This is a genomic window from Vreelandella sp. EE27, assembly GCF_968206495.1.
Genome location: NZ_OZ309109.1, coordinates 1,750,176 through 1,770,862 on the forward strand (window position 1 = coordinate 1,750,176; position 20,687 = coordinate 1,770,862).

General features: G+C 59.3%; 15 protein-coding genes. 10 read left to right on the forward strand and 5 right to left on the reverse strand.

Annotation, left to right across the window (positions count from 1 at the left end; genetic code table 11):
* Positions 1-5 precede the first annotated feature (5 nt).
* The 6 genes from cysM (at position 6) to rluF (ending at position 9,523) form a co-directional block, all read left to right on the forward strand.
* Positions 6-902, forward strand: a complete 897-nt coding sequence (gene cysM / locus ACWHVV_RS08440; protein ID WP_447929129.1) for a cysteine synthase CysM — start codon at positions 6-8, stop codon at positions 900-902.
* Between the two features lie 62 nt (positions 903-964).
* Positions 965-2,383: a TRAM domain-containing protein gene (locus tag ACWHVV_RS08445; protein ID WP_447928933.1), complete on the forward strand. Its 1,419-nt coding sequence runs from the start codon at positions 965-967 to the stop codon at positions 2,381-2,383.
* A 66-nt stretch (positions 2,384-2,449) separates the two neighbouring features.
* Positions 2,450-4,723 (forward strand): GTP diphosphokinase, encoded by a 2,274-nt coding sequence (gene relA, locus ACWHVV_RS08450; protein ID WP_447928934.1) that lies wholly within the window; start codon positions 2,450-2,452, stop codon positions 4,721-4,723.
* Positions 4,723-5,550 carry a nucleoside triphosphate pyrophosphohydrolase gene (gene mazG / locus ACWHVV_RS08455; protein ID WP_447929130.1) on the forward strand — a complete coding sequence of 276 codons (828 nt, stop codon included), beginning with the start codon at positions 4,723-4,725 and terminating at the stop codon, positions 5,548-5,550. The genes relA and mazG overlap by 1 nt, the downstream gene beginning before the upstream one ends.
* Before the next feature lie 150 nt (positions 5,551-5,700).
* Entirely contained in the window at positions 5,701-8,349 is a 2,649-nt protein-coding gene (gene ppc, locus ACWHVV_RS08460; RefSeq protein ID WP_447928935.1) for a phosphoenolpyruvate carboxylase, read from the forward strand.
* A gap of 73 nt (positions 8,350-8,422) precedes the next feature.
* Complete coding sequence (gene rluF / locus ACWHVV_RS08465; protein WP_447928936.1) at positions 8,423-9,523, forward strand: 23S rRNA pseudouridine(2604) synthase RluF; 1,101 nt, start codon at positions 8,423-8,425, stop codon at positions 9,521-9,523.
* Between the two features lie 3 nt (positions 9,524-9,526).
* Here rluF and ACWHVV_RS08470 read toward each other — a convergent pair whose 3' ends face one another.
* From ACWHVV_RS08470 to ACWHVV_RS08480, 3 genes are read right to left on the reverse strand one after another with little or no spacing between them, the layout of a single operon-like run.
* Complete coding sequence (locus ACWHVV_RS08470; RefSeq protein WP_447928937.1) at positions 9,527-10,195, reverse strand: anthranilate synthase component II; 669 nt, start codon at positions 10,193-10,195, stop codon at positions 9,527-9,529.
* On the reverse strand, positions 10,192-11,586 hold the full coding sequence (locus tag ACWHVV_RS08475; RefSeq protein ID WP_447928938.1) for an anthranilate synthase component I family protein: 1,395 nt from the start codon (positions 11,584-11,586) through the stop codon (positions 10,192-10,194). Before ACWHVV_RS08475 ends, ACWHVV_RS08470 begins: the two co-directional genes overlap by 4 nt.
* Positions 11,583-11,858: a Trp family transcriptional regulator gene (locus ACWHVV_RS08480; RefSeq protein ID WP_447928939.1), complete on the reverse strand. Its 276-nt coding sequence runs from the start codon at positions 11,856-11,858 to the stop codon at positions 11,583-11,585. Before ACWHVV_RS08480 ends, ACWHVV_RS08475 begins: the two co-directional genes overlap by 4 nt.
* Positions 11,859-12,004: 146 nt before the next feature.
* Here ACWHVV_RS08480 and ACWHVV_RS08485 point away from each other — a divergent pair, with 146 nt between their 5' ends.
* From ACWHVV_RS08485 to ACWHVV_RS08495, 3 genes are all read left to right on the forward strand, one after another.
* The gene (locus ACWHVV_RS08485) at positions 12,005-13,900 is read left to right on the forward strand and encodes a monovalent cation:proton antiporter-2 (CPA2) family protein (RefSeq protein ID WP_447928940.1); all 1,896 of its coding nucleotides are present in this window, start codon (positions 12,005-12,007) and stop codon (positions 13,898-13,900) included.
* Between the two features lie 183 nt (positions 13,901-14,083).
* Positions 14,084-15,487, forward strand: a complete 1,404-nt coding sequence (locus tag ACWHVV_RS08490) for a tetratricopeptide repeat protein (protein ID WP_447928941.1) — start codon at positions 14,084-14,086, stop codon at positions 15,485-15,487.
* Positions 15,488-15,529: 42 nt separating this feature from the next.
* Positions 15,530-16,285 carry a hypothetical protein gene (locus ACWHVV_RS08495; protein WP_447928942.1) on the forward strand — a complete coding sequence of 252 codons (756 nt, stop codon included), beginning with the start codon at positions 15,530-15,532 and terminating at the stop codon, positions 16,283-16,285.
* A 47-nt stretch (positions 16,286-16,332) separates the two neighbouring features.
* Here the strand turns inward: ACWHVV_RS08495 and ACWHVV_RS08500 are convergent, their stop codons facing one another.
* Complete coding sequence (locus tag ACWHVV_RS08500) at positions 16,333-16,806, reverse strand: DUF2569 family protein (protein WP_447928943.1); 474 nt, start codon at positions 16,804-16,806, stop codon at positions 16,333-16,335.
* A 147-nt stretch (positions 16,807-16,953) separates the two neighbouring features.
* A complete protein-coding gene (locus tag ACWHVV_RS08505; RefSeq protein WP_447928944.1) occupies positions 16,954-17,850 on the reverse strand; it encodes a LysR family transcriptional regulator in 897 nt (298 codons plus the stop codon).
* 132 nt (positions 17,851-17,982) lie between these two features.
* Between ACWHVV_RS08505 and aceE the strand changes: the two genes are divergently transcribed.
* Positions 17,983-20,655, forward strand: a complete 2,673-nt coding sequence (aceE, locus tag ACWHVV_RS08510; RefSeq protein ID WP_447928945.1) for a pyruvate dehydrogenase (acetyl-transferring), homodimeric type — start codon at positions 17,983-17,985, stop codon at positions 20,653-20,655.
* Positions 20,656-20,687: the final 32 nt, after the last annotated feature.

Consider the following 20,687-nt stretch of genomic DNA (forward strand, 5'->3'; position numbering starts at 1 on the left):
GCATGATGGACTATCCCACGCTTGAAGATGTAATTGGCAATACCCCGCTGGTGCGTTTGACGCGTATCAGCGCCGGGCGCAACAACACGCTGCTGGCCAAACTCGAGGGCAATAACCCGGCGGGGTCGGTAAAAGACCGCCCGGCACTTTCGATGCTCGCCGAGGCCGAAGCCCGCGGAGAGATCGCCCCGGGAGATACGCTGATCGAGGCAACCTCGGGCAATACCGGCATTGCGCTGGCCATGGCGGCGGCCATCAAGGGTTATAATATGGTGCTGGTCATGCCCGAAAACGCCTCCAGCGAGCGCAAGCAGGCCATGGCCGCTTACGGGGCCACGCTGATTTCGGCCAGCCAAAAGGGCGGCATGGAAGAGGCCCGGGATATCGCCGATGAAATGATCGCCAAGGGTGAAGGCAAGCCGCTCAATCAGTTTGCCAACGCGGACAACCCGCTGGCCCACTACCGAACCACCGGGCCGGAGCTTTGGCAGCAAACCGGTGGCGAGATCACTCACTTCGTAAGCTCCATGGGCACGACCGGCACCATCATGGGCGTATCACGCTATCTAAAAGAGCAAAATAGCGCGATCGAGATCGTCGGCCTGCAGCCGGAAGACGGCGCCAGTATCGCCGGTATTCGCCGCTGGCCCGAGGCGTACCTGCCGGCCATTTTCGAAGCCCCCCGGGTGGATACCGTGTTGGATATCGGCCAGCAAGAGGCGGAAGAACATATGCGCCGGCTGGCGCGGGAAGAAGGCATTCTGGCCGGGGTCTCCTCCGGGGGAAGCCTTGCCGGGGCGCTGCGCATCGCCGAGCAGGTCGAGAACGCGGTGATCGTCTTCATCGTCTGCGACCGGGGCGACCGTTACCTGTCCACGGGGCTTTATGCGCCCGCGCAGTAGCGCTTGGCTTAAGTAAATGTGTAAGGATTCTCTGTTTTTGAAAACCGTTTTGGATAACCAACATGCTGGGTAAAAAGCGGCCACCGCGGCCCAAGTCGGGCCACTCCGGGCTTGCCCGCACGCCACCGGGCGCCCCGACCAAAGGCGCCGAGGGTAACACCTTGATCATCGACCGGCTGGCCCACGATGGGCGCGGTATCGCCCATAGCGCGGCGGGCAAGACCGTGTTCGTCGACAAGGCGCTGCCCGGGGAAGAGGTCGAAGCGGCCGTGCATATCGAGCGTAAGCGCTTTGACGAGGCGCACATAAAGCAGCGCCTTACCAGCGCCGAGAGCCGGGTGACCCCGCCGTGCCCCTATTACGAGCGGTGCGGCGGGTGTGATCTTCAGCACTTGAATCTGGCCGCCCAGCGCGAACACAAGCGCCAGGTGGTCAAAGAGCTCTTCGCCCGCCAGGGGATCGAGCTTGCCCGTATCGACGCGCTCGACGGCTCTTCTGAGCACTACCGGCGCCGGGCACGGCTCGGCGTGCGGCTGGATTCACAGGATAACGTGCTGCTGGGGTTTCGCGCGGCGGGCAGTCATCGGCTGGTGAGTATCGATCATTGCCATGTGCTCGTACCCGAGCTTTCTGCGCTGATCGCCCCGCTCAAGGCATTGCTGGAAACCCTCGGCGCCCCCAAGCAGGTCGGCCATATCGAGCTCATCAAGCCGGCCGGCAAGCCGGTCCTGCTGGTTCGCCAGTTAAAGGCCAACGTCCATGACGCCCAATCGTGGCAGGCCTTCGCCAGCGAACAGGGCATCAATGTAGGCGCCTGGGTAGGCCGCGAAGAGCCGGAGCTCGAGTGGTATGGCGAGCCCCCCACCCTCGAGGACACGCTGAGCCTGCCCGCTGGATTAAAGTCGCCAGATGCGCCCGCGCGCCTGGCGCTGGGCTTCAGCCCCGGCGATTTTTTGCAGGTCAACGCCGAGGTCAACCAGCAAATGATCGACCGGGTGATCGAGTGGCTGACACCGACGCTGGCATCATCAGCCGCGCCACGTGTGCTTGATCTCTTCGCGGGGATCGGTAACTTTAGTTTGCCCCTGGCACTTGCCGGTGCTCGGGTGCTCGCCGCCGAGGGCAGTGCCGCGATGGTCCAACGTATCGCGACCAACGCCGAGCGGTATCGGCTCGATATCGCCGCCCGGCAGGTGGATTTGAGTCAGCCCGCGCGTCTTGGCGAACTTTTCGACGTGGGCGAGGCGATCGACGCCGTGGTGCTCGACCCGCCCCGGGGCGGCGCCGAGGCCATTTGCCACGCCCTGGGCGAGCGCCGAGTCGCACAGGTGGCCTATATCGCCTGCGACCCGGCAACATTGGCGCGGGATGCGGCGACGCTTTTGCAAAAGGGCTATCGGATCACCGACGTCACCGTAGCGGACATGTTCCCGCATACTGCCCATATCGAGACGCTGGTGCTGTTCGAATACGCAGGCTAAGCCACCGTTGGCGCTTTCCCTAAACGCGGGGTAAAGCGCCGTTAGTTGAAAGGATGAGTCATTGCCATGGTGAAAGTGCGTGAAGACCAGCCGCTGACGCAAGGCGGCAAGGTGGATATAGAGCAGTGGTTGACGCGCTTGAAAGAGAGCGTGCGCCTGCCGGAACCCGAGCGGCTGGTCGAAGCCTGCGAGCTTGCCGAAGTGCTCGAGCGCCAGGCACCGCAAACGCACCGCGTGTGGCTCTCGCCAGGCACCAATTTTCGCATGGGCCTGGAGATGGCGGATATTCTGGCGGACTTGAAGCTCGACCAGGCCACGCTGGAAGCGGCGGTGCTGTACCGCTCGGTGCGCGAAGGGCTGGTGAGCCTGGAGGCGATTACCAAGCGCTTTGGTGAAGAGGTCGCCACGCTGATCGACGGCGTGCTGCAAATGGCCGCCATTAGCTATCCGTTGGCTTCTCACCAGGCCATGAGCCAGCACAACCAGCAGGAGAACCTGCGTAAGATGCTGGTCAACATGGTCAGCGACGTGCGCGTGGCGCTCATCAAGATCGCCGAGCGCACCTGCGCGCTGCGCCAGGTCAAGGATGCGCCCCGGGACAAGTGCCTGCAGGTGGCCCGTGAAGTCGCCGATATCTACGCGCCGCTGGCGCACCGCTTAGGCATCGGTCAAATCAAGTGGGAGCTCGAGGATCTCTCGTTTCGCTACCTTCATGAAAACGACTATAAAACCATCGCCAAATTGCTGGCCGAAAAGCGCCTGGACCGCGACCGCTATATTCAGGACGTGGTTCAAACGCTCGAGTCGTTGATGCGCGCGCAGAATATCAACCGCTTCGATGTCAAAGGTCGCGCCAAGCATATCTACTCGATCTGGCGCAAAATGAAGCGCAAGCACATCGATTTCTCCCAGGTCCACGACGTGCGGGCGGTGCGCATTCTGGTGCCTGCGGTGACGGACTGCTACACCGTGCTGGGTATCGTCCACTCGCGCTGGCACCACGTATCCAACGAGTTCGACGACTATATCGCCAACCCCAAAAAGAACGGCTATCAGTCGCTGCACACCGCGGTCGTGGGCCCGGAAAACAAGGTGCTCGAAATTCAGATCCGCACCTTTAGCATGCACGACGAAGCCGAGCTTGGCGTGTGCGCTCACTGGCGTTACAAGGGCCACGACACCAACGCCAAAAGCGGCAGCTACGAAGAGAAGATCGCCTGGCTTAGGCAGGTGCTCGAGTGGCAGGACGAAGTGGGCGGCTTTGGTGATCTGCGCGAGGGGCTTTTGAGCGATGTCGCCCCGGACCGCATCTACGTCTTCACACCGGATGGCCACGTAATCGATTTACCCCGTGTGGCCACGCCGATCGATTTCGCCTATCGGGTGCATACCGAGATCGGCCATCTATGCCGCGGCGCGAAAATCAACGGGCGGATCGTACCGCTCAACTACAAGTTGAAAACCGGCCAGCAGGTCGAGATTCTGACCGCCACCAAGGGTGGGCCTAGCCGCGATTGGCTCAATCCGAGTCTTGGCTACGTACGCACCTCCCGCGCGCGGGCCAAGATTCAGGCCTGGTTCAAACACCAGGCGCGGGACCAGAATTTGGAAGAGGGCCGCGCGCTGTTCGAGCGCGAGATGAAGCGCTTGGACGTCGACGGCCTGAACCTTCAAAAGCTCGCTGAAGCGGTTAACTACCAAAACGCCGACGACATGTACGCAGCCCTTGGCGCCGGCGACCTGCGTATTGGCCAGGTGCTCCACCAGGCGCAGCAGCTGTTCGGGGAAAGCGACGATCAGGAGCAGCTGGAAAGGCTTTTGGCCAAGCCGCGCCGCCAGCCCAGCAAGGCCGTGCAAAGCGATATCACGGTGCTTGGGGTGGGTAATCTCAAGACCAGCATGGCGAACTGCTGTAATCCGGTGCCCGGCGAGCCGATCCTCGGTTTCATCACCCAGGGGCGGGGGGTCACCATTCACCGCCAGGAGTGCTCCAACGTGCTGCAACTGCGCATGGAAGAGCCCCAGCGCATCATCGAGGTAGAGTGGGGCGAGCGCGCCCATACCCGCTATCCGGTGGCCATCGAGATTCAAGCCTGGGACCGCTCGGGGCTTCTGCGCGACGTGACCGGCCTACTGGGCAACGAAAAGGTCAACGTGCTGTCGGTCAATACCCTGACCGATACCGACGAGGGCATAGCCCGGCTGCGTATTACCCTGGAAGTCGACGGCCTTGAAACCCTGGGGCGGCTTTTCTCTCGCATCCAGCAGCTTCCCAACGTGACCGAAGTGCGCCGGCTGCGCGACGCGGACCCGGAAAAATCCGCGAAAGGGGGCCTATGATGCGCTATGACCTGAATGATTTGCTCGCCCTGATGCGCGTGCTGCGCGACCCGGATCAAGGCTGCCCCTGGGATATCGAGCAACATTGGCAAAGCATCGTGCCACACACCATCGAAGAGGCCTACGAAGTAGCCGATGTCATCGAGCGTCAGGCGTATGAGGAGCTTCCCGGTGAGCTTGGCGACTTGCTTTTCCAGGTCGTCTACTACGCCCAGTTCGGCGCCGAGGAGCAGCGTTTCGATTTTTACGACGTCGTCGATGTGCTCACCACCAAGATGATTCGCCGCCACCCCCACGTGTTCCCGGAAGGCACGCTGGCCTCGCGCCGCTCGCCCGGTGTCAGCGCCAAAGAGGTCGAACAGCGCCAGGTAAAGAGCCGCTGGGAGTCGCTAAAAGCCGACGAGTGCGCCGGGCGCCCGGCAAGCACCGCCTCGGTGCTGGACGATATTCCGCTGGCGCTGCCTGCGCTCAACCGCGCCAACAAGCTCTCCAAGCGCGCCGCCCGGGTGGGGTTCGACTGGCCGGATACCCGCGGCGTCATCGAAAAAATCCGCGAAGAGCTCGACGAGGTCGAACAGGCTCTCGATGAAAACGATCGCGAGCACGCCCAAGAGGAGGTCGGCGATTTGCTCTTTGCCACGGCCAACCTGGCCCGCGCGCTGGGCTTTGACCCGGAAGCGTGCCTGCGCGGCACCAACGCCAAGTTCGAGCGGCGCTTTCGCTATGTCGAACGTGCGCTGAGTGCCGAGCAGCGCCCGACAGGTAGCGCCACCCTGGAAGAGATGGAGCACCACTGGCAGGCCGCCAAACGACAAGAGACCGAATAGACGCCGTCGTTTGAGAGAAACGGTTTCAGTAAAACGGTTTAAATAAAGCAGTCCTTCAAAATAGTCCATCAAGCTATCAAAACAGTTCATTAAAACAGGCCGGGCGAAACGAACCAGGCTTAAAAACAACGAATTCCAAGGAGGTCAGGTATGAGTCATGATTTACACGAGTCCCTGCGGGAGAACGTACGTATTTTGGGTGACAGCCTGGGCCGCACCATTGCCGACGATCTGGGCCAGCCGTTCGTCGATAAAATCGAGACGATCCGCGCCCACGCCAAACAGGGCCGCCAGGGCGATACGCTTCAGCAGCGTGCGCTGATCGAGTATCTACGCGAGCTGCCCGAGCGCGATCTTCTGCCGGTGACCCGGGCGTTCAACCAGTTCTTGAACCTGGCCAATATTGCCGAGCAGCACTACCGGGCGCGCTTTCGCCGGGTCGAAGACTACAAGCCCGGCATGCAGCCCGCGCTCGGCGAGCTCTTGAACCGTGCTCGCGAGGCCGGCAACTCGCCGCGCTCGCTGGTCGAAACGCTTGCCAACATGCGCGTCGAGCTGGTGCTGACCGCTCATCCCACCGAAGTCATTCGCCGCACGCTGATTCAAAAGTACGACGCCATCGACGACTGCCTGACCGCTATCGAAAGCGCCGATGACTACCCGGAACGCGGCGAGCGCGCCCGCGGGCGCCTGAACGAGCTGATCAGCCAGGCCTGGCACACGGACGAGATTCGCCACGAGCGCCCCACGCCGGTGGACGAGGCCAAGTGGGGCTTTGCGGTGATCGAAAACTCGCTTTGGCAGGCGGTGCCGGATTTTCACCGCGACCTGGATAACCTGCTGCTGGAGAGCGCCGGCGAGCGCCTGCCGCTGGACGCCGCGCCGATCCGTTACGCTTCCTGGATGGGCGGCGACCGCGACGGCAACCCGAACGTCACCGCCCGGGTCACCCGTGAGGTGTTGCTGCTGGGCCGCTGGATGGCCGCCGATCTGTACCTGCGTGATCTGGAGCAGCTCAAGACCGAACTCTCCATGTGGAAGGCCAATAGCGCCCTGAAAGCCGAAGTTGGCGAGGCCACCGAGCCCTACCGCGAGCTTTTGAAACGGCTTCTGACCCGGGTCGAGGCGACCCGGGACTGGGCGAAGGCCGAACTCGACGGGCAGAACTTCGATGGCGGCCCGATCATCGAAACGCGTGATCAGCTCTACGCGCCGCTTTTGGCCTGCTATCGCTCGCTGTGCGATGTGGGCCTGGACACCATCGCCAACGGCGCGCTGCTCGATACCCTGCGCCGGGTGGCAGTGTTCGGCGTCACGCTCACCAAGCTGGATTTGCGCCAGGAAGCGAGCCGCCACGCCCAGCTCATGGAGGAGCTGACCAGCGAGCTGGGGCTTGGCCACTACCAGCAGTGGGACGAAGCCGACCGCCAGGCGTTCCTGCTCGAGGAGCTCGCCTCCAACCGGCCCTTGATTCCCCGGCGTTGGGAGTGCTCGGCGGAGTCGCGCGAGGTGATCGATACCTTCAAGGTGATCGCAAGCGAGCACGCCGAGGCGCTGGGCACCTACATCATTTCCATGGCCGCCGAGCCTTCGGACGTGTTGACCGTGGCGCTGCTCATGAAGGAGGTCGGCGGGCGGGTGACGCTGCCCATCGCGCCGCTTTTCGAGACGCTCAACGACCTGGATAACGCCGCCGGGGCGATCGACAAACTGCTGGCGCTGCCTGGCTACCGGGCGCTGGTGAAGGACCGCCAGGAGGTGATGATCGGCTACTCGGACTCCGCCAAGGACGCCGGTCAACTCGCGGCTGCCTGGGCGCAGTACCGCGCCCAGGAGTCTTTGGTCGAGGTGTGTAAGCGCCACGGCGTGGATTTGACGCTGTTTCACGGCCGCGGCGGCACCGTAGGCCGTGGCGGCGGTCCGGCCCACGCGGCGATTCTCTCCCAGCCGCCCGGGTCGGTGAACGGAAGCCTGCGCGTGACCGAGCAGGGCGAGATGATCCGCTTCAAGTTCGGTCAGCCGGATATTGCCCTTCGCTCCATGGAGATCTACGCCTGCGCGGTGCTCGAGGCCACGCTCTTGCCGCCGCCGGCCCCGGAACCCAAGTGGCGCGAGGAGATGGACAAGCTGGCGAGCGTCGCCCACGCCGGTTATGTGGGGGTGGTGCGCGAAGATCCGGATTTCGTCCCCTATTTTCGTGCGGTGACCCCGGAAGGGGCGTTGGGTCGGCTGCCGCTGGGTTCACGGCCGACCAAGCGCCGCCAGGACGGCGGCGTGGAAACTTTGCGCGCGATTCCCTGGATATTCGCCTGGACCCAGATTCGTTTGATGCTGCCGGCCTGGCTGGGTAGCGGCGAAGCCTTTACCGAACGCCTGGCCCAGCCTGGTGGGCGCGAAGTGCTTCAGGAAATGCGCAACCAGTGGCCGTTTTTTGGTACCTACCTGGACATGCTGGAGATGCTGCTGGCGAAGGCGGATGTCGCCATTGCCGCCTACTACGAGCACCGGCTGGTCGACGAGCCCTCGCTCAAGGCGCTGGGCAAAAAGCTCAGAGAGCGTTTCGAGCGTTTGGAAGTCGCCGTGCTGGATATCGCGGGTCAAGAGGCGCTGTTGGAAAACACGCCCTTGATCCGCCAGGCGATCGACGTGCGCAATCCCTACATCGACCCGCTGCACGGCTTACAGGCCGAGCTTTTGCAACGTAACCGGGACGCTGACGGGGCGATCAGCGCCGATCTATCCCGCGCCCTGATGGTGACCATGGCGGGTATCGCCGCGGGGCTGCGCAACACCGGCTAGACGCTACGCAAAAGCCTTCTTGCCGCCGCCTTCGGGTGGCGGCGTTTCATTTTTAACGCAATTCAGGCGTGCTATGTCGCTTAAAAAATCGACCCGAATCAACAAGTACATCAGCGAGAGCGGGCTTTGCTCGCGCCGTGAGGCCGACCGCTTCGTCGAACAGGGCAACGTATGGCTCAACGGGCGCCGCGCGACGACCGGCGATCAAGTGGTGGCGGGGGATCGGGTCAAGGTCAACGGCCAGGAGATCGAACCCCAGGAGGAAGAGGACCTGGTGCTGATCGCGCTCAACAAGCCGGTGGGCATCGTCAGCACCACCGAGTCGAGCGAAAAGGACAACATCGTGGACTTCGTCCAGCACGGCGTGCGTATCTTTCCCATTGGGCGCCTCGATAAGGACTCCCAGGGGCTGATCTTTCTGACCAACAATGGCGATCTGGTCAACAAGATCCTGCGCGCCAACAACCAACACGAAAAAGAGTACGTGGTCACGGTGAATAAGCCGGTGACCGACGACTTCATCGAAGGTATGCAAAAGGGCGTGCCGATTCTTGGCCAGGTCACCAAAAAGTGCAAAGTGGAGCGCCTGACCAAATTCAGCTTCAACATTACCCTGGTGCAGGGCCTCAACCGCCAGATTCGCCGCATGTGCGAATACTTTGGGTTCGAGGTCACCGAGCTCGTGCGTACGCGGATCATGAACGTCTCGCTCAAGGGGCTGGCCACCGGCGACTGGCGCGATTTAACACCCAAAGAGATCGACACGTTAAGCGAGCTCATCAAGGACTCGGACCCGACCCCCGATGCGCCCAAAAAGCCGCGCGCGCCCAAGGGCGGGGCGCAAAAGCCCCAAGCCAATAAAGGCGCCGGAGGCGGGCAGGGCGCGGGAAGAAGTGCGGGTAGCAATACGGCTAAAGGTGCCGGCAAGCCTGGCGGTAAAGCCGCCCCTCCGACCGGCAAGCGCAAAGAGGCGAAAGCCGGCGCCAGGGGCGGCAAGCCCCAGGGCGCGGGTAAAGCCGCCGCCGGGGCCAAAGGCAAGCCCGCGGGCCGCGGCAAGCCGGTCAAAGCCGGTGGCGCGGGTAAGGCCGGGGCCAAGGGGGCATCCACCGGTAAACCGGCGGGCAAGGCGCCGGGGCGGGGCAAGGCGGGCAAGCCCGGCCCACGGCGCAAGTAAGGCTTACTGGTAAGGGGCGAACAGAAAGTTGCCGATCAGCTCCTTGCCGCCTTCGGTGGCGAAGGATTCCGGGTGAAACTGGATACCGTGAATAGGGTAGTCGCGGTGTTTGACGCCCATCAGCTCGAACTCCCCCGCGGCCTGCCAGCGCGCGCGCTCGGCGAAGCTCTCCGCGCCTAGCCCGCCTACCGTCGCGGTTACGTCCAGGCATTCCGGCAGCGAGGCCGCATCCGCAATCAGCGAGTGGTAACGCATCACCTCGAGCTGGTCCGGCACGCCGTTGAAGACCGAGCGGTGGTTGTGGTTAATCGGGCTAATCTTGCCGTGCATGGGCAGCGGCGCCTTGATCACCTGACCGCCGAATACATGCACGATACCTTGCATGCCCAAACACACGCCCAGCAGCGGCGTGGTCGTGCCGAGTTTCTCGATTACATCAAAGCAGACCCCGAAGTAGCGCGGGTCATCCGGCGAGCCGGGCCCGGGGGAAATGATGATGCGGTCCGCCTCGAGCGCCTTTACCTCTTCGAAATCGATCTGGTCGTTGCGCTTGACCAGAATCTCGAAGCGTTCGATGGCGCCCCGGTTTTTCTCGACGCTTAAAATCTCACCAATGAACTGATACAGGTTGTAGGTGAAAGAGTCGTAGTTATCGATGATCAGCACCTTCATGCGGGGCTCTCCGTCTTCATAAAGGGGGCCAGGGCTTTGCGCGTGCCGGCGAATTTCCGGCGGATCTCTTCGTACTCGTCCTCGGCGTTGGAGTCGAACACGTTGCCGCCACAGGTTTGCACATAGGCGCGCTCGCCGTTGACGAATACGGTACGAATGGGAATCGCGAAGGTGCAGTCGCCGTTGAAGGAGAACTGGCCCACCGCGCCGCCGTAGGGCCCACGCCCGTCGACTTCCAGCTCGTCGATGATTTTCATCGCCTCGATCTTGGGCGCCCCGGTGAGCGTGCCGGCGGGGAAGTTGCTGGCAAGGGCGGTGAACATATCCTCGTTTTGGTCGATGATGCCGACGATCTCGCTGGAGATATGCTGCACGTGGCTAAAGCGCTTGATGTCCATCAGGCTTCGCACCTTGACCGTGCCGAACTGGGCGACCCGGCCGATGTCGTTGCGGTGCAGGTCGACGATCATATTGTGCTCGGCGATCTCCTTGGGGTCGTTCAAAAGCGTGCGGGCAAGCTGAGTGTCTTCCTGCTCGGTCTTGCCCCGGGTGGTCGTGCCGGCCAACGGGAAGGTCTCCATTTCGCCCTGGCGCAGGCGAAATAGAAGCTCCGGGCTTGCACCGATCAGGCGCTGCTCGCCGAATTTGACGTAGTACATCTGCGGCGACGGGTTGATGCGGCGAAGCTCGCCGTAAAGCGCCAGGGTGTCACCTTCGACCTTGAAGCGCTTTTTAAAGCCGACCTCACACTGAAAGATCTTGCCGTCGATGATGTCCTGCTTCACTTTAGCGACCGCCTGGGCGTGCTCGGCCTGGCTCATGGTGTCGCCCTGGGCGGTAATTTTCAGCGCCCCCGGGGTCACGTCGTCGGTGTCGATCAGGTTTTGAAGAAACTCGAAGCGGCTATGGTCATAGTAGAAGTAGGTGACCTCGCCGGTCATCTTATCGAGAATCAACCCGTCTTTATAAAGGCCGAAGCGAAAGGTATCGAAGTCCTCGCTTGCCTTGAGGGAGAGCGAGGGCTCGAAATACTGCATGGCGTCGTAGCCAAGATAGCCGGAAAGGCCGCCGGCGTACTTGCGCGAAATAATGTTTTGCGGCATTAGTGAGCGTAAAAGCTCATAAGGGTTGTCGCTTGGGTAGGCGTTGGTCTCGCCGTCCCGGTGCTCGATGGTGAGCGTTTGGCCGTTGGCGTAAACCAGGTACTCCGGGTCGAAGCCGATGATGGAGTGGCGCGCCATGTGGCTATCTTCGCCGAGGGATTCGAGCATGTAGCAATTATCGAAAGCGCGTTCGATTTTCTGAAACAGCGCGAAGAAATCGCAGTCGGCGGCAAGCGTCACGTAGTGGGGCTTGCGCGGCAGGCTAAACGGGGTCGGGCCGGCACTCATGGGGTATCCTTGTGGGCAGCGGTAGCGGGTAAAAATGCCTTGGCGCCGCGCGAAACCGTCGCGATGCCAACGCCCAGGGTTTCGGCGATTTTACGGTGCGCCACTCCCTCGTCGAGGAGCTTAAAAATTTGTAGCCGTTTACTGATTTCCTGATATTCTGAAGGCGTTAGCAGGCTATCTAATGCGCTATCCATCGCCTGTGCCGAGTCAACATCGAGCAAGTAGCGCACGAGCTGCGCCCTGTAATCATCTTCCGGTACGTTTTTGGACACGATGCAAACGCCTCATTAATCATTCAATCATTATGTACTAGCGTACTAGTACATAATGATTGAACCCTCATTGTCAAGCCGTGTTCTAAAGCGCGCTTTTACACACTGCATTACACGTCATCGCGTCAACCCCCATCGAGAGATCAATGACCCAGTACTTCATTCAGGCTTTTATCTATTTATTGGCGGCCGTCATCGCCGTACCGTTGGCCAAGCGTTTCGGGCTGGGCTCGGTACTGGGGTATTTGGTGGCCGGCGTTGCGATCGGCCCAATCCTTGGGCTGGTGGGGCAAGAAACCGATACCATTCAGCACTTCGCCGAGTTCGGCGTGGTGATGATGCTGTTTCTGGTCGGGATGGAGCTAGACCCTAAAAGCCTCTGGGCGATGCGCGTGCGCCTTTTGGGCCTGGGTGGGCTGCAGGTGGTGTTGAGCGCTGCCGCGGCTACCGCCATTGGCGTGTGGTTAGGCGCGGCCTGGCAAACCTCGCTTGCGGTGGGGTTGGTGCTGGCGCTTTCGTCCACGGCGATCGTGTTGCAAACGCTCAATGAGAAGGGCCTTGCCGCCACCGAAGGCGGGCGCAGTGCCTTCTCCATTTTGTTGTTCCAGGATATGGCGGTGATTCCCATTCTGGCGTTGATTCCGCTGCTGGCGATGCCCGGTATCGACTCGAGCGGCGGCCAGGCAAGCCACGAAAGCTTCGATCTCGTCTCGCACCTGCCGGGTTGGGCCCACGCGCTCGTGGTCATCGCCGCGGTGGGAATGGTGATTGGCGCGGGTTACTACCTGATGCCGCTGCTGTTTCGCTACGTGGTGAAGTCCAACCTGCGAGAGATATTCACCGCCAGCGCTCTGATGTTGGTGATCGGTATCGCCGCGTTGATGGGGCTGGTCAATCTCTCCCCGGCACTCGGCGCGTTTTTGGCCGGGGTCGTACTGGCCAATAGCGAGTTCAAGCACGAGCTCGAGGCCAATATCGAGCCCTTCAAGGGGCTGCTGCTCGGGCTTTTCTTTATCACCGTGGGGGCGGGGATCAATTTTGAGGTGCTGATCGAGCAGTGGCCGGCGGTTATCCTGCTGGGCCTGGGCGTCATGGCGGTGAAGGGCGCGCTTTTGATAAGCCTGGCCTACGTGTTCCACATTCGTGGCAGCAACGGCTGGCTCTTGACCCTGAGCCTGGCCCAGGCCGGCGAGTTCGGCTTCGTATTGTTGACCTATACCCGCCAAAATAGCGTGATCGGCCAAGAACTTGCCGAGCTTTTGTCGCTGGTCGTGGCGTTCACCATGTTCTTGACGCCGCTTCTGTTTATCGCTTTCGACAAGCTCGTGGTGCCGCGTTACCTGGAAAGTAAAACCCAGCCCGAGGCCGAAGAGTTCGACGAGCAGTCGCCGGTCATCGTCGCCGGGGCCGGGCGCTTTGGCCAAATCGTTTGCCGGCTTTTAAGGGCCAGCAACGTGCCCTTGGTCGCGCTCGATCTCGAACTCAATCAAATCGAAAACGCCCGGCGCATCAACATCAAAAGCTATTTCGGCGACGCCAGCCGCGGTGATCTGCTGGCGCGGGCAGGGGTCGAAAAAGCCCGTCTGTTGGTGGTGGCCATCGACGATCTCGATCGCGCGGTGCACACCGTGGAGCACGTCAAACGCTACTACCCGAACGTGTGGGTGCTGGCCCGCGCCTATGACCGGGGCCACGGCTACCGCCTGCGCGAGGCCGGGGCCGATGACGTCGTCAGCGAAACCTATCATTCGGCGCTCGAGCTTGGCAGCCACGCGCTGACGGCCCTGGGCGTTCATCCGCTGCGCGCCAAGCAGATGGCCTGGTCCTTCGTGCAAAACGAAGACGCCCACGACGCCGAACTATTCAACGCCTGGCAGGAAATCGAAGGAGGCCAGCGGTTTAGCCGCCGCTACGGCGAGCTCTTCATGCGCCTGGAAGAAGCGCTGAGCCAGGCCATGGACGAGCAGGAAAACGAGCCGCAGAAAGAGGATGTTCCGGTGTGGACAGCGCCGCTGGAAGAGTCGGATTCCAGGGGTCGATAGCAACGAGTTAGTTACGCGAACGAAGGCGCTTAAACCGTTCGCGATAAACTTTTTATGCCAGGAAACGCACTTCGCCGGATATCTAGCGCGAAGTGTTTTTTTGTTCATTGTTTCAAAAGAGGAATGGCGATCATATAAGGAGTCTGTAATAATTAAAATTTAATTAGACTCGGATCGCCTTGCATGTTTAGTCGTTTATCTATCGCTGCAGTAACTCTGAATCTTCTCCTGATTGCCAGCCCGAGCTGGAGCCAGGTCGAGGATAACGCGGCTACTCCTCCTATTGAAAACTCCTCGAGTGTCGATATCGAGCAACTTTTTGCCCAAGCTAAACAGGGTGACGCGTGGTCACAATACGAACTCGGAAGCAGCTACCGTTACGGTACGAATGTCGAACAGAATAGCCGGGAAGCGTTGAAGTGGCTTCGCCTATCGGCCAAGCAGGACCAGCCCGATGCCCAGTTCATGCTGGCGGGTATGTACTATACGGGGCTGGGTGTCGAAAGAAGTTTCAGTAAAGCGGCCGAACTCTATCACTTGGCCGCTGAGCACGAGATCCCCGATGCTCTATATAATCTGGGTGTGATGTATCGCGACGGTGAAGGTGTCATACAGGATTATGATCGAGCCGTTCAATGGTTCGAAGACGCCGCAGCGCTTGGCGTAGTGGACGCTTATAGTAACCTGGGGTGGCTTTACTACAACGGCAACGGGGTTGAGCCAAGTGTCAGCGAGGCCTTGAAGCTGTTCACCCAAGCGGCTGAGCTAGGTCATGCGGGGGCCCAATATCAGTTGGGCTACATGTACGATGACGGCGAGGGCACGCCCGTTGACCCAGACGCGGCCACCGACTGGTTCCGCCGCGCTGCCGAACAGAATCACCTCGATGCCCAGTTCGAATTGGGCTACCACTATGATATCGGAAGAGGCGTTGCCCAGAATAGCCTTCAGGCACTTGAATGGTACCGCCCGGCAGCCGAACAAGGTCACAGCGTCGCCCAGTTCAATATCGGAATACTTTACCGCGACGGTGCCGAAGGCATCGCACAGGATAGCGAAGCCGCTGCCGAGTGGTTCAGACTCGCAGCGGAACAAGGCGATGGCGATGCGCAGTTTGAGCTCGGGCTGATGGCCGACCTTGCCGCTCATCCTGAAGAGGCCCAGCGCTGGTACCAGCTTGGGGCCGATCAAGGGCATATCGACTCCCAGTACAATCTCGCTGAACTCTACCGACGCTACCCAGGCCTTGAACAAGATGGACAGACCGCCGAGTACTGGTTCCGTCTGGCTGCCGAGCAAGGCGATAGCGACGCACAGACCACACTGGGCGTGATGTACCAGACCGGTCAAGGCGTGCCGCGCAATCGCGTGTTGGCCCTGCAGTGGTTTCATCTTGCGGCCGTCCAAGGCAACGCTATTGCTCAATACAATCTAGGCAGCATGTATGTGCAAGGAGACAGCATCCCGGTGAGCTATGGCGATGCCGTTTACTGGCTCAATCAGGCAGCCCAGCAGGGAAGTAAGAACGCCCAGCTGGTATTAACACTGCTCTATATCGAGTCGTTAGCAGAGGCCGCTCAGCCGTAAACGCCTTTTCTCTTTTATATGAACCAGTCACGAGTAAACACGATGCGCGTAGTCATAGCATGCATTCTTTTTATATTGGGGGCGCTGTTCACCGTCGCGTCTTCTGGTGGTTACGCTAACCGGGAAGGGTTGATTGTTGATGCTTTGTTTTCCGCGCTGGTGATACCCGCCTTTATTGCCCTGTTGTGCTGTCTTCCCAAAGCGGGCAGACACCGAAAGCGCTTTTTTAACGCCTACAATGTGTCACTGCTCATTATCATTGTCTTTCAGGTAAAAGATCTGCCCATTGGCGAAAGCGCGACGCGAGAAACGCCCAAACCTCCCTCGACATCGCCTGATGCTTTTGCTACTGCGCCGCCAACTGCCACTGACGTTAACACTATTACCAGCGATAACTTCAGCATCAAGATGCCCGATACTTGGGCGCTTGATACCCATGAGGGCAGCTATATCGTTAGGGCCATCAGCTCTTCACAGAACCTGGTGATGTACCTCAACCATGAGCCCGCGGAGCCTTCCTTTACTCTCGATAATTATGCGCGAACCATCGAGCATAAATTTCTGAGCACCCATCCCGATGTCCTTTTCTCCTCGCCCATCGCTCACTGCAGTGCGCAGAACACTGCATGTTTGTATCAGATATTCAATGTCGCCGAAAACGAACCTACTACCTACGTGTGGGCCTCACTCGATGGCCCAGAGGGCCACTATCAGGTCATGGCATCGGTACTGACAAGTGAATGGGAGACCTATGCTGACGAAGTTTTTAATGCCTTGGCATCTTTCGAGCTCCGTTAAACGAATGCCCTGGAAAGGCACACTATTCGAGCACTCAAGCCGTGTCCTTATCGCCAATAGGTATTCGCGACACGCTTTGAACGCAAAAAGTAAAGCGTCCAGAGCGTACTCCATAAAACGGCGATCGCGCCTCTATTCAGGCTTTGGCCGACAAAAACATCCCGGGCTTCCGGCGGAAAGTAGACCATGACCGGCGCCAATAAAAACAAGACCAACCCAGGCCCGACCAGCCATATCAGCACAACGACGATATTGCGGGCGATGCGTCTGTCGCTTGCATAAAGAAGCCACACCATCGCGACATTGAAAATGACGATCATCGCTATCGTATAAGGCAAGGTGTTCCAGAACATCATGAACCAGTCGTATTGCTTGGCCATATCTTCAAGGCTTCGATGTAGCTCGAGCATTTTGGATACGCCATAAAAAGGCAATATGATGCAGATACACCATGTATAAAACATCAGCCATCCGCCCATTCCCACAGGCTTGTCTGGATAAGGCAACTCTCTTTCCGACATGCTTTACTCACTATTCGATATCCTGAGCCTAAATTAAATTTATTCGATGAGGTTTTCAAGCTTATAAAGTGAACAAGAGAGCTATTGGAGATACTCGCGTCTTTTATTCTCGTGGTTGGTTCAAGCTCAGAATCAAGCCTCTACCTATCAGCCCAGCTGTTGGGTCAGCGCATTGGCAATCTCCTCGACCAGCCACTTGGACCGGTAATTGATGGAGCGGTTGGGGTAGATCGCCACGATCTCCAGCGGCGCCGGGGTATGATCCAGCGGGATCTCGACCAGCTCACCGGTGGCGAGGTGCTGTTCGCAGAAGACCCGGGGAATGATGGCGTAGCCGACCCCCTTCATGGCACCGGCGATCAGCATCTGACTGCTGTCGACCTTGTAGCGCGACTCGATGCTCAGGTGAAAAAGTGCGCCATTCTTGCCAATAAAGTGCCAGGGGTTTTGCTCGAGTGCCAATAGGGTCGATATACAAGGCAAACCTGGAAGTTCCTGAACCTTTTCCGGTATGCCATGACTTTTTATAAGCGCTGGCGAGGCGACAACGACACTTTCAAGTTTAACGAGTTTGCGCATGATTAAACTACTGTCTTCGAAGTTGCCTCGATGATAGGCAATCGAGATATCGATATCTCTTCTTACCGGATCCAGTGGAGCCATGCTGGTAATGCATTCGATGGAGACATTGGGATGCACTAGTGCAAATTCGGCCAGTATCTCGTTAAGCCATTTGACACCAAACTCGGAAGGTATCGCCAGCGTGATCTTTCCGGATAAGTAACCTTGTTCCGACTTTATCTCGTTTTCGACCTCATCGAGCTCGGCAATGAGGGAGGCGGCTTTTTGATAAATACTTTTGCCTTCCTCGGTCAAGCGTAGGTGCCGGGTGCTACGAAGTATCAGCTGTTTTCCCAGCTGGTTCTCCAACTGGGTGAGCTGCCTGGCCACCGTCGAATTGGGGATGCCCAGCGCCTTCGATGCCGCCGTGATCGACCCTTGATCGGCCACGACGACGAAAATTTTTAGATAATTTAAGTTCATTTCACCAGATCTGGGAAAGTGTTTTTCACAAAGTAATGTTGTGTACTACTAAAGTCAATATTAAGGTTTTTGTATTGCTTTATAGGGCTTTTAAACACCACCCGCCCGTGTTTTATGTCATTCGAGGTTTTTATGAAAGATACTGTCGAGGTAGATAAAAACGAAACACAGGAATGGCTGGATGCATTAGCATCGGTAGTCGATAGAGAAGGTGAAAATAGAGCCAGGTATCTCTTTAATACTTTGCACTCTTATTCAGAAGCGCAGGGTTTGAATATCGCGCGAACGTTCAATACCGCACACCGTAATACTATTGATGTCAGCCATCAGCCCGACTACCCGGGTAATCCAGCTATCGAGCGCAAGCTTCGCGCCGCCATTCGCTGGAACAGTATCGCCATGGTCGTTCGCGCCAATGCGAAGGACAAGAGTATTGGTGGTCATCTGGCAAGCTATATGTCCAGTTGCACGCTTTACGAGGTAGGGTTCAATCACTTCTTCAAGGGCCCTGGCCAGCACTGCGCGGGCGACCTGGTCTATTTTCAGGGGCATATTTCACCCGGTATTTACGCCAGAAGTTTTCTAGAAGGGCGTTTGAGCGAGAGTCAGCTGGATCACTTTCGTCGGGAAGTCGATGGCGGCGGGCTGCCATCCTACCCACACCCTTACCTCATGCCGGACTACTGGCAGTTTTCGACGGTGTCGATGGGGCTGGGCCCCATACAGGCGATCTATCAGGCGCGTCTGATGAAGTACCTGCATAACCGAGACCTTAAACCCCTGGGTGAGCGCAAGGTATGGGCTTTTTTGGGTGATGGTGAATGCGATGAGGTCGAGACGCTTGGCGCGTTGAACCTGGCAAGCCGTGAGAAGCTCGACAATCTCATCTTCGTGATCAACTGCAATCTGCAGCGCCTGGACGGTCCGGTACGCGGCAACGATCGTGTCATGGAGGAACTCGAAAGCTCGTTTCTGGGTAGCCACTGGAACGTGATCAAGGTCGTTTGGGGTAGCGCCTGGGATGCACTGCTCGAAAACGACCACGACGGCCGGCTGCAGCGGCTGATGAACGAGACTGTCGACGGCGAGTATCAGAACTTCAAGGCCCAGGGCGGGGCGTATACCCGCGAGCGCTTTTTCGGTAAGGACGCTGAGCTGCTCGAACGGGTCGAGCACCTTTCGGATCAGGACATCGAAAACCTGGCCCGCGGCGGCCACGATCCTTCAAAAATTTACGCCGCCTATCAAAAAGCCGTCAAAAGCACCAACGGCAAGCCTACCGTGATTCTCGCGCATACCGTCAAAGGGTATGGCATGGGCAGCGAACACGGCGAGGCCGACATGGAAGCGCACAACATCAAGACCATGGAGCTTCAGGGGCTCAAGCGCCTGCGTGATCGTTTCGAGATCCCGATCAGCGACGAGCAGCTTCAAAACGGCTCGGTCCCTTATTACCGGTTTGATGACGACTCCCCGGAAATGGAGTACCTGCACGCCCGGCGCAAACTGCTCGGCGGGTATCTGCCCTCACGTAATACCGATTACGAGACACTGGCGATCCCGGCACTCGACGACAAGATGTTTGCGGCTCAGCTCAAGGGTACGGGCGAACGTAAGATTTCGTCCACGATGGCCTTCGTTCGGGTTTTGACCGGGCTTACCAAGCATAAGGCGCTTGGCGAGCGGGTCGTGCCCATCATCCCCGACGAGGCGCGCACCTTTGGTATGGAAGGCATGTTTCGCCAACTGGGCATTTACGCCGCAAACGGGCAGCAATACGAGCCCGTCGATGCGGGGCAGATCATGTACTACCGGGAGGATATCAAGGGGCAGATTCTCGAGGAGGGCATTACCGAAGCCGGGGCGATGGCGTCCTGGATGGCGGCGGCCACGTCTCACGCCAACCACGGCAAGATGCTGATCCCGTTTTATATCTACTACGCGATGTTCGGTTTTCAACGTATCGGGGACCTTGCCTGGGCCGCCGGCGACATGCTGACGCGAGGCTTCATGGTCGGCGGCACCGCCGGGCGTACCACCATCAACGGTGAAGGCCTCCAGCACCAGGATGGCCATAGCCACCTGATGGCCTCGGCCATTCCCAACTGCCGCACCTATGACCCCACCTACGCCTATGAAATCGCCGTCATCGTACAGCACGGCTTGAAGGAAATGTACGAACACCACAAGGAGTGTTTCTACTACCTGACGATCATGAACGAAAACTACGCCCACCCGGCCATGCCCGAAGGCGCCCAGGAGGGCATCGTTCGGGGCATGTACCTGCTGCGCGAAGGCGAGGCCGACCCCAAACCCCGCGTTCAGCTATTGGGCTCGGGCACCATACTGCGCGAGGCCGAAGCCGCACAGGAGTTACTGCTCGATTTTGGCGTAGCCGCGGATGTCTGGAGCGTGACCAGTTTCAACGAACTGCGCCGCGAAGCGCTCGAGTACGACCGGCAGCGTTTCATGAAGCCGAAAGCGTCGCATGAAAAACCCTGGCTCACGCAGTCGCTCGAAAAACGCTCAGGCCCCGTCATCGCGGCCACGGATTACATGAAGCTTTACGCCGACCAGGTGCGCGCCTGGGTGCCGAGGGATTACTACGTGCTGGGCACCGATGGCTTCGGCCGTTCCGACAGCCGCGAAAAACTGCGCGCGTTCTTCGAGGTCGATCGCTACCACATTGCCTGGATGGCCCTCGTGGCACTTTGCGAGCAAGGAGAGGTCAGCGCCGACATTGTCGTAAAGGCCATGCAGCGCTTTCATATCGACCCTTCCAGGTTATCTCCGCTGGTCAGCTAAGCGGGCGTCATCATTCGCTAAAACGATACTCG